The following is a 9,210-nucleotide window of genomic DNA, read 5'->3' on the forward strand; positions in this document are numbered from 1 at the left end:
ATTTTAGCGATCGCACCTTTTTCACCCAACCTCACAAAATCGCGTTGCTCCCTTGGGCAATCTGTTCGAGTTCTTGTAGCATCTGGCTAACATCGCTTAAGTCTTGTGCAAATGAGGTTTCTGCACCGATGGACTTACGAACTCGATTCGTCTCAACTGGGCGGTCATCTTCTGCTCTGGCAATCCTATAGTAATAATGACCAGCCTTACCAAAGTGATGTATTAGCTCCAGGAGTGATCGCCCCTTCAAATCTGCACCAGTATGAATCTCCAGTGAGTGCATCTTAGCCGCCGTCACCTCACCGATGCCATGAAACTTTTCAATTGGCAGCTGCTCTACAAAGGCGTAGACGCTTGCGGCTTGTCGTAGACATCGCATCCTCCGGTAAAATCACCGTTAATCCATTGGGCTTGTTCTGGCCTGATGCCATTTTTGCTAGGAACTTGTTAATTGACACGCCTGCGGTTGCCGTCAACTGAGTTGACTGGAAAATCGCAGTTTTGATGTGTCTTGCGATAGTAGAAGCGTAGGGGATGTTTTGCCTATTCTCAGTAACATCAAGGTATGCCTCATCTAGCGCAACTCCTTCCACTAAATCACTGTAGCGTTTGAATATGGCGTGGATTGAAGTGGAAATCTCTCGGTAAACGTCGAATCTCGGTCTGACAAAGATAAGCTCAGGACATTTAGCGATCGCAGTTACCGAGGGCATCGCAGAGTGAATGCCAAACTTACGAGCTTCATAACTGGCGGCTGCAACCACGCCTCGCTGATTCGGGTTACCACCGACTACTAACGGTTTACCTCGGTAGCTAGGGTTGTCCCGCTGTTCCACCGATGCGTAAAAAGCATCCATATCAACGTGAACTATTTTCCTGGTTCTAGCGACAGATTCTTGTCCCAAGGGTAGCTCCACTACAAACAGTCTCGCTTTTCACAGCATTTTCAAGGAAGTAAATACAATATTAGTTTTATAGTACACCAGCACTAGTTTAGAGATAAAATTACCTGCTATCGTTTTGAGCAACTGTTACCTGAAGGGGTGTTTGAGGGGATACATAGTTTTTATGCCATCAAGCAAGCGAAGAAAGTTTTTTAACTAGAAAAGAGCGTACCTGGAATTGCAACTATATTAAATATTAAACAGCTCTAACTTTATTAGTTCAAAAACATAAAAGAACACACATGACCACTAAAATAGATTTTCAAGGGGATATGGATAACGCAAGCATTCCATTGAATCAAAACAAAGAAGAAGTATTTCAATGGACAAAGCAGTGGTATCCTGTAGCAGTTGTGGATTTTCTAGATCCATCTCGCCCACATGCAATACAGTTATTAGGAAAAGATTTAGTCTTGTGGCGAGACAGTTTGAGTAAATGGTCAATATTTGAAGATTGTTGCCCCCATCGACTAGCTCCTCTTTCAGAAGGGCGTGTTGAGTCTGATGGCACACTTTTATGTGCTTATCATGCTTGGCGTTTTGATTCGCAGGGAAACTGTGTGAGCATTCCCCAGTCGAAAGATCAGCAAACATCTTCTAAGCACTGCTCAAATTCAAAGTCATCTGCAATTAGTTATCCAACACAAGAACGGCAGGGTTTATTGTGGGTTTGGGCTGAGTCTGGTTCTGAGGCACAGCTTGAAAGTCAATTGAGGACACCACGAATTATTCCAGAACTTGAAGAAAATTCCGACAGAGTAGTTCATCTATTTTGGAATATACGTGACCTACCCTATGGATGGGATTTTTTCATGGAAAATGTAGCTGACCCAGCCCATGTCCCTGTTTCCCACCACGGTCTAGTTGGCAATCGCTATAAAGATGCTAATTACTACGATATGCTTTGCATCAAGCAAATGTCTACTCAAGAAGGATTTTCTTTTGAAATAACACCGACTGCCCCCACGATTTCACAAGCGATTCACGACTTCCAACCACCTTGTCAGATGAGGATTGTTTCTACTTCCAAAGATGGTGGTAAGCTGATCCTGGCATTGTATGCTACCCCTACACGCCCAGGGTGGTGTCGTCATATTGGCTGTCAGGTCTTAGTTAAGAACGAGATGGGTAAGACACCTAAAGGATTAGGAGTCTTTGGGCTACCAATGCCAACTTGGCTAGGACATGTTTTGTCATCCTTGTTCTTACACCAAGACTTAGTATTTCTTCATTATCAACAGAAGATTCTAGCTAAACGCCAAAAGGGCCAATGGGTGAACGCAGTTTATACACCCAATCCTCAAGATAAAATGGTAATTACATTTCGCCAATGGTTAGAGAAAAAAGCTGGAGGTAGTATTCCTTGGGCTTCAGGATGTAATACCGATCTTCCCTTCCTAGAATTAGACAAACAAAAGCTTTTTGACGTCTGGACAACTCATACCCAACATTGCAAAGTTTGCAAAGATGCTTTGAAAAATATTAAACGTCTACGGGTGTTAGCTTACGGGTTATCTATATTGTGCTTATGTGTTGCTGTAATTCTAGATGCTAGAGCCATAGCGGTAAAAGCTACATTAGCCTCTGCAAACCAAATGCCCGCATCACTTTTAACGGTTTTTCCTCATACAGGATTCTGGTGGGCGCTTGGGGGTGCAACATTATTTGTACTTCTAGGATACTTGCTTGATAAATTTAGTCGCCTATTTTACGTTTACGAGTTTGAACACGCACACAATGATTAATCTACTCAAGGTAAATCCTAAGAAAATTTATTCAAAAGGCTCAGTTCGCTGGACGCTCCTGCCAACTGAGCCTTCTGAATTCCAAACTTCCAAACCAAGTTGTACCCCGTTCGAGAGATGCCAATAGTTTCGCCTATTGCTATGACTAGCAGATCAGTCCAGAAATATTTTACTCAATTAACCCCAAATGCCGATGGAATGCTTCAACGGCATTTGTTACTCCATCTTCACCTCTTAACTTCTGTCCTAACTCTTGGGCTTTCTTCTTCATCACCTCATTGCCTAGTACAACTTCAATAGCCTCTGCCAAAGCTTCTTGTGATAATTTCTTATATGGTATTGGCGCAGGGCTGACTCCCAGTCGGGTTAGCTTTTCACCCCAAATTGGCTGATCAGCAAAGAAAGGTACGGTGACTGATGGTATTCCTGCGCGTAACACTGCCGCAGTTGTACTAGCTCCTCCATGATGAACTACTGCCGACACTTGAGGAAATAGCCAATCATGAGGAACTTCCTTGATCACAAACACTCGTAGCGAATCTTTTATATTCACTGTTCTTCCAACGTCCCCCCAGCCGGACAATATAATCCCGCCTTGATGGGTTTTCTTTAAGGCTTCCACGATGTAGTGTGTGAGATACTCTGGATTGGGCATCGTCATGCTCCCAAATCCAAAACATAAAGGTAATTGCTTTCGTCCCAGAAAATCCTCTAGTTCCAGGGGTGGCTCGTATTCGGAGGCTTGGTCAATAAACCAAAAACCAGTCACATACAACCACTTGGGCCAATCCCTTGGTCTTGGGATGACGTGCGAACTGAATCCATACAATACAGGGATTCGTGATACATTTGCCGGAGTCTTCTGTCTGAAGTGTCTGCCCAAATACGGTAAAGGCGGCAATTTCAAAGTTTCTGTTCTGAAGTGATTGAGCAGTTGACGATATCTTTGCCAGTGCAAGAACTCTACCAACAAGTAGCTGCCATAATTTATCGCTTTCTTTAGCGGGTTTTTAGCTATTTGAGCAAATCTTAAAAACCCAAACATCCCTGTGGGAGTCAACGGCAGAACTGATGCAAAAAAGCAAGGTACGCCTAATTTCTCTGCGATATGATATCCAAAGGTAGCTAGCGGCGTGTAGATAATCACCTCACTTCCAATACACGCTTGCCAACCTGATTCCAACTGTTGAAGCAAAAGCTTATCTGCTTCTTCTTTTTTCAACTTTTCTCCCGCAATCAATTGCTGCCCTTGTTTCGATTGCAGAAACTCTTGCATATTGCCAGCGATCGCTGCAAACTCTAAATCAAACTGCCTCACAAATGGTTCAAAGTTCTCATGCGTTGCAACCGTTACTTCATGCCCCGCACGTTTCAATCCAATAGCCAAAGCGCAGTATGGTTGCAAGTCTCCTCTTGAACCTACTGTTAATATCGTAATCTTCAGTTTTCGGCTTGGTGCTATCGGTAGACTTTGGCTCAAATCTTTTTCCTGCTGAAAACGTAAGGATTCAAAAATTGTACTAATTTCTTGTGCCTTTAGGCGATAAGCTAATACAGTTGAGATCAGCCTGTTTTTTCGTAACTGTTCCCTTGCCTTGACAGAGAAACTTTCTTAACTCAACCACATTGAGCCAATTGCGTAGGCGCAGCCCGTCGTAGACATCGCTGTTGTATTGGTTAATATACAGTCAAAACAATTCAACCATGATCAATTTCATGAAATGGTTTTGGGAATCCCGTTATCTTTGGGTTTTAAATTGAGAATAAATGGAACAGCTTTCAATACCCAATCTGACACGGGTGTATAATTAGCAGCTTCTTCTCCAAAGCTAATAGAAAGCATATCAGTATGAATAATACCTGGATTAAGGGGTATAGCTGCCATACCAGTTGGCAATTCTTGTGCCAAAGAACGAGTTAATCCTTCGATTGCCCACTTAGAAGCGCAGTATGGTGCAACTTGGGCTGAAGTCGAACGTCCCCAGCCAGAACTAAAGTTAACAATAATGCCCCGTTTGTTTTTCACCATTGCTGGTACGAAATGGCGAATTATATTCGCTACTCCTTTGATATTGATATCTATAAGATCCGAAAATTCTTCAGATCGTATTTCCCACAAAGGTGCTGGATAATTGGTAATTGCCGCATTATTAATTACTATATCTGGCGGTGAATATTTTTGAAGTACGTCTAATGCCCATTTTTTTACAAGCTGTTCATTTGCTACATCTACACACATGAAATCATTGGGCGCACTAAACTTTTGGCGTATTTTATCGATTGCATCTGATGAACGGGCGCAACCAATAACAGTATGCCCCTGTTGAATAAAACCCTCGGCCATCGCATAACCTAAACCTTTACTTATGCCTGTAATTAAGATGAGCTTAGTCATATTTTTGTAGTATTCAACGTATCATCAGCAAACTTATCAGAGGTAGCGCTTTTTACCAAAATCCCTGCACACTGTAAACCAATAATAAATGCACAGTCAGGTTCCACTTGTATGCGTTAGCACGCAGTAAGGTTAATTGCTACCTATTAGACTTTTTGTGAAGAGTGGGATCAACTAACCTATATGATTGGTCAGGTTCACTCGTCGGAGGAAACGGATGCCCACTAATTGATGTTACCTCTTGCCCTGTGCCTTCTCCATCAGAATTTATTAGTTCGTACTGTCCGCTTTGGGGAGTGCGTTCGCCTGGCCTATGCTTTGAAAATTGAGGCTCCAATGTTTGCTCACTTGACTGGCTTAACTGTGTAGTACCAGCATTATAAATTAGAGTAAATTGGCGATGAATCTCGAAACCTGGAAGATAGCCACCGTGAAACGGTATTTCTGACATCTGACTGAGCGCCCCTTTGATTTCTGAGATTGGTTTAAGCAATTTTTCGTTATCCCGGCTCCATCTAATAATTTGTACATCTAGCAATTCTTGAAACTCAAGAGCGTGTAGTGTTGCCGACTCTGAGGGAGTTTGGCTATCTACAACAATCGATAACTTGAGAGTGAACAAAAGTTTCGTTTGTATTTGTGAAGAATCGTCGTTAGAGGTAACTTGCGTACAATACTCGTCTACATGAAAATCAAACTGGGCCTTAAAATGGGAAAAGCTCAATCGTTGAAGTTGTTGACTCAGATATGGTAGCAATCCAGTATCGGCATCTAATAGGATTTGGCGAACGATTGGTATTTGGATCATAAATAATTTGCGAGTTTTGGATTAAAACCTTTCTTTACAATCTCACAATATCAAGCGCTCTAAGACATCCATCAAACTGACGAAACTTAGCTCAATCACTCTGCTGATTTACTTAAAACATCTTTCGTGCTGCTTTCACCTCTATTTGCGATGGGCTACGCCCCAATACTTGTCGGGTTTGGGGGAAAGAAAAAACCTTTACCCTTTGTTTTTAGTCATCGGTGAACTGTCATAATGTGTTAACAAGTCAGTTGGATTGTTGTAAATGGCGATCGCTGTAAGGTATCGGAGCTCCTATTATGCTAGGACATCTGCACGAAAAACAAATTTGTACTCAATTGATAAATTCTTCAGCAAGGGACTCGTATTTTCCATAGTTTTACAGTAGAGTGTTTATTCCGTCCAAATTATTTATACCTAACTTCTCCCAAATTTACCCAGACAAATTTTGAGCCAATGCCTTCGAGGGAACAGCCAATGAAAACTTCTAATGAGATACACACTAAGAAAATCATCAAAAAATCCGACAAGCTTACCCTAAGACAGATGAAATTAATCGAGGAGGCAGAAGACCAACTTCTTGAAGCTAATACTGTCAATTCTCTAGCCCCTGTGGTTGAGGTTGAGGAGAAACCAGTAGCGATTTCAGAGCCTAAAGTTCCTGACTATGTTCCATTCCTTGACAATCCTCCAGTACAATCTGTGGGCAATTCCGGCTGGCAGGTTTCTGATGTCTGGCGGGATCTGCGCGTGGATAGCTTCTCGAATTAAACCGGAACTAAGGCAACCGCCTGAGCAATTTTTGTAAACTATCTTTGCACCAAGTCAAAGCTGTAGTTGCATTGTGCCTATAATAAGTTACGGCTAACTATTAACGTGAAGTTAGCACCATATAAGTGTGTATTGCTGGATTACGCATCAAAGGCAATACCAAAGACAAGCAAAATTTATCGGCAGCGCAATAGTTTCTATTCTGTTGCCAACATGCACCCTCCGCGATCGCATGTTGGAAAAAGAGTGAGCAGAGGAGCAGGGGGGCAGAGGGGCAGAGGAGATGGAGAAAGAACCGATTAAAAGTCATAGTGCGATTCGTTGATTAGTAAATCACGGTAATCAGTCCGTAAATAGCTAATCCAGCCCGACAGCAGATCACTGTCACTAAAGGGTTGAACTCTCGGTCAGATGCAAGTGCAAGTCTTGCCATTCAGACTCAGAATTGACTCCTTATCTGCCCACACCGAACAAGCTCGGTTCTTGTAGAGTGAAGCTGGGAACAGGGTGCAATCAGACAGCCGTTACGGGCTGACACTGGCACTAACAGGGAGTTCCTACGGTGAAATCGGGTCTAGAAAAGCAACCTATTTGAGAGCAAGGCGTAACATAAAACCTTGACTTCACTGGAGAATTAATTCCCGCCGCATCTTATGACTATAGCGGTAAGAGTCCTGGGAATCCAGTGGTTGAATTGACCACACCTAAAGGAACAATCAATCTCTCCGAGGGAACGAATAAAAACGATTTGGGAGTCTTGGGGCAGTCGAACCCCAGGTAGGCTAGACGAGAAGCGGAATTCTCACAAGTCGGGTAGGACAGACCGTAATTGGTCTGAGGTGTTCAGAATACACAAACTCCAGAAGAGAAAATGATTAGACACAGTTATAAAACTAGTGAATCTTGGAGAGCTTTACCGTGGAAGAAATTCCGCCGAAATCTTTTCCGCCTTCAAAAGCGCGTGTACAAAGCTGTTCAAGTTGGAGACAAGCGGAAAGCTAGGTTACTCCAAAAGCTTATTCTAAAATCCACCTCGGCTCGATTTCTTGCAATAAGACAAGTATCTCAGCTAAATGCTGGTAAAAAGACGGCTGGTATTGATGGGAAGAAATCCCTCTCATTTGAAGAACGCTTCAACCTTGAAGAAATACTGAAAATGAGCAGCGGAAATTGGAAGCATCAAGGACTACGGGAAATCCCCATCCCTAAGAAAGACGGGACTACCAGAATGCTTAAAATACCAACCATCGCGGACAGAGCTTGGCAATGCCTAGCAAAATATGCACTCGAACCAGCACACGAAGCCACTTTCCACGCTAAGAGCCACGGGTTCAGAACGGGGCGCTCTGCCCACGATGCACAAAAGCACATCTTTAATAACCTCAGCGCCAACAGCAATGGAATAGAAAAACGAGTTATAGAACTCGATATCGAAAAATGCTTCGACAGGATTAACCACTCAGCAATAATGGACGAACTCATCGCCCCTAAAGGCTTAAAACTCGGTATTTTCCGATGCCTCAAGGCAGGGATAAATCCAGAATTTCCTGAACAAGGAACCCCACAAGGGGGAGTGGTCAGCCCATTACTAGCAAATATTGCACTCAACGGGATGGAGAGTATACACAGATACCACTACAACTACAAACTAGGTAGCAAGGTACACGACAAGACCCCAAATAAGTCAATCATAGAACCATCAGTCCGATACGCGGACGACATGGTTATTATACTCCGACCCGAAGATGATGCAACAGAGATACTTGAAAGAATCAGCGAGTTCCTCCGCAAACGCGGAATGAATGTAAGCCGAAAGAAAACCAAAGTTACCGCCGCGACAGATGGGTTTGATTTCCTCGGCTGGCACTTCAAAGTCCAGAAAAACGGAAAATTTAGAAGTACGCCCTCTGTGGATAACTTCAAAGCATTCCGTAAGAAAGTAAAACACATCGTCAACAACTCGAATTATGGTACTACCACAAAGGCTGAGAAATTAGCCCCTGTAGTTAGAGGGTGGAGAAATTACCATAAGTTCTGCAAGATGGACGGGTCTAGAAACTCGTTATACCACATTCAAAAAAGAGCTTACACGGTATTCAACAAGGAAACCAAGCAAAAGCGCCACTCTAGCAAGGAATTACTAGACAAAGCATTCCCAACAGTTTCCTACTCCGAAAACAAACACGTCTCAGTCAAAGGAACAAAATCACCTTACGACGGAGATACAGCCTATTGGAGCGAACGCAAAAGTAAGCTCTACGATGGCAAAACCTCTAAAGCTCTTAAGAAGCAAAACCATAGATGTGCTTTCTGCGGCTTAAAGTTCATCGATGAGGAACGGGTTCACCTGCATCACATCGACGGAAATCATGCCAACTGGAAGAAAAATAATCTTGAAGCAATTCATGAGAGTTGCCACGATTACAAACACATGAGTAAAAGCGCAAAGCTGAGAACATCGGAAGCTGGGTGCGATGAAAATCGCACGCCCAGATTTAACTGAGAGGTGCGGGGAATAATATCCCCCATCGACTCAACCAAGACTTG

Annotated in this window: 8 protein-coding genes; 3 read left to right on the forward strand and 5 right to left on the reverse strand. The window is 43.0% G+C overall.

Annotated elements, in window-relative coordinates; translation table 11 throughout:
• Positions 1 to 31: 31 nt before the first annotated feature.
• Together Q0541_RS10900 and dinB are read right to left on the reverse strand one after the other, a co-directional pair.
• Complete coding sequence (locus Q0541_RS10900) at positions 32 to 379, reverse strand: hypothetical protein (RefSeq protein ID WP_298909537.1); 348 nt, start codon at positions 377 to 379, stop codon at positions 32 to 34.
• Positions 321 to 917 carry a DNA polymerase IV gene (dinB, locus tag Q0541_RS10905; protein WP_298909540.1) on the reverse strand — a complete coding sequence of 199 codons (597 nt, stop codon included), beginning with the start codon at positions 915 to 917 and terminating at the stop codon, positions 321 to 323. Before dinB ends, Q0541_RS10900 begins: the two co-directional genes overlap by 59 nt.
• A 269-nt stretch (positions 918 to 1,186) precedes the next feature.
• Here dinB and Q0541_RS10910 point away from each other — a divergent pair, with 269 nt between their 5' ends.
• Positions 1,187 to 2,689, forward strand: a complete 1,503-nt coding sequence (locus tag Q0541_RS10910; protein ID WP_298909543.1) for a Rieske 2Fe-2S domain-containing protein — start codon at positions 1,187 to 1,189, stop codon at positions 2,687 to 2,689.
• A gap of 169 nt (positions 2,690 to 2,858) precedes the next feature.
• Here the strand turns inward: Q0541_RS10910 and Q0541_RS10915 are convergent, their stop codons facing one another.
• From Q0541_RS10915 to Q0541_RS10925, 3 genes are all read right to left on the reverse strand, one after another.
• A complete protein-coding gene (locus tag Q0541_RS10915) occupies positions 2,859 to 4,169 on the reverse strand; it encodes a glycosyltransferase (RefSeq protein WP_298909544.1) in 1,311 nt (436 codons plus the stop codon).
• Between the two features lie 234 nt (positions 4,170 to 4,403).
• Positions 4,404 to 5,084, reverse strand: coding sequence for an SDR family oxidoreductase (locus tag Q0541_RS10920; protein WP_298909547.1), 681 nt, complete (start codon positions 5,082 to 5,084; stop codon positions 4,404 to 4,406).
• A 139-nt stretch (positions 5,085 to 5,223) separates the two neighbouring features.
• Positions 5,224 to 5,892, reverse strand: a complete 669-nt coding sequence (locus tag Q0541_RS10925) for a hypothetical protein (RefSeq protein ID WP_298909550.1) — start codon at positions 5,890 to 5,892, stop codon at positions 5,224 to 5,226.
• A gap of 477 nt (positions 5,893 to 6,369) precedes the next feature.
• Here Q0541_RS10925 and Q0541_RS10930 point away from each other — a divergent pair, with 477 nt between their 5' ends.
• Positions 6,370 to 6,663 carry a hypothetical protein gene (locus tag Q0541_RS10930; protein WP_298909553.1) on the forward strand — a complete coding sequence of 98 codons (294 nt, stop codon included), beginning with the start codon at positions 6,370 to 6,372 and terminating at the stop codon, positions 6,661 to 6,663.
• Between the two features lie 871 nt (positions 6,664 to 7,534).
• On the forward strand, positions 7,535 to 9,166 hold the full coding sequence (locus Q0541_RS10935) for a reverse transcriptase domain-containing protein (RefSeq protein WP_298909556.1): 1,632 nt from the start codon (positions 7,535 to 7,537) through the stop codon (positions 9,164 to 9,166).
• Positions 9,167 to 9,210: the final 44 nt, after the last annotated feature.

Source organism: uncultured Nostoc sp. (genome assembly GCF_937863485.1).
In the GTDB taxonomy this organism is placed as follows: domain Bacteria; phylum Cyanobacteriota; class Cyanobacteriia; order Cyanobacteriales; family Nostocaceae; genus Nostoc.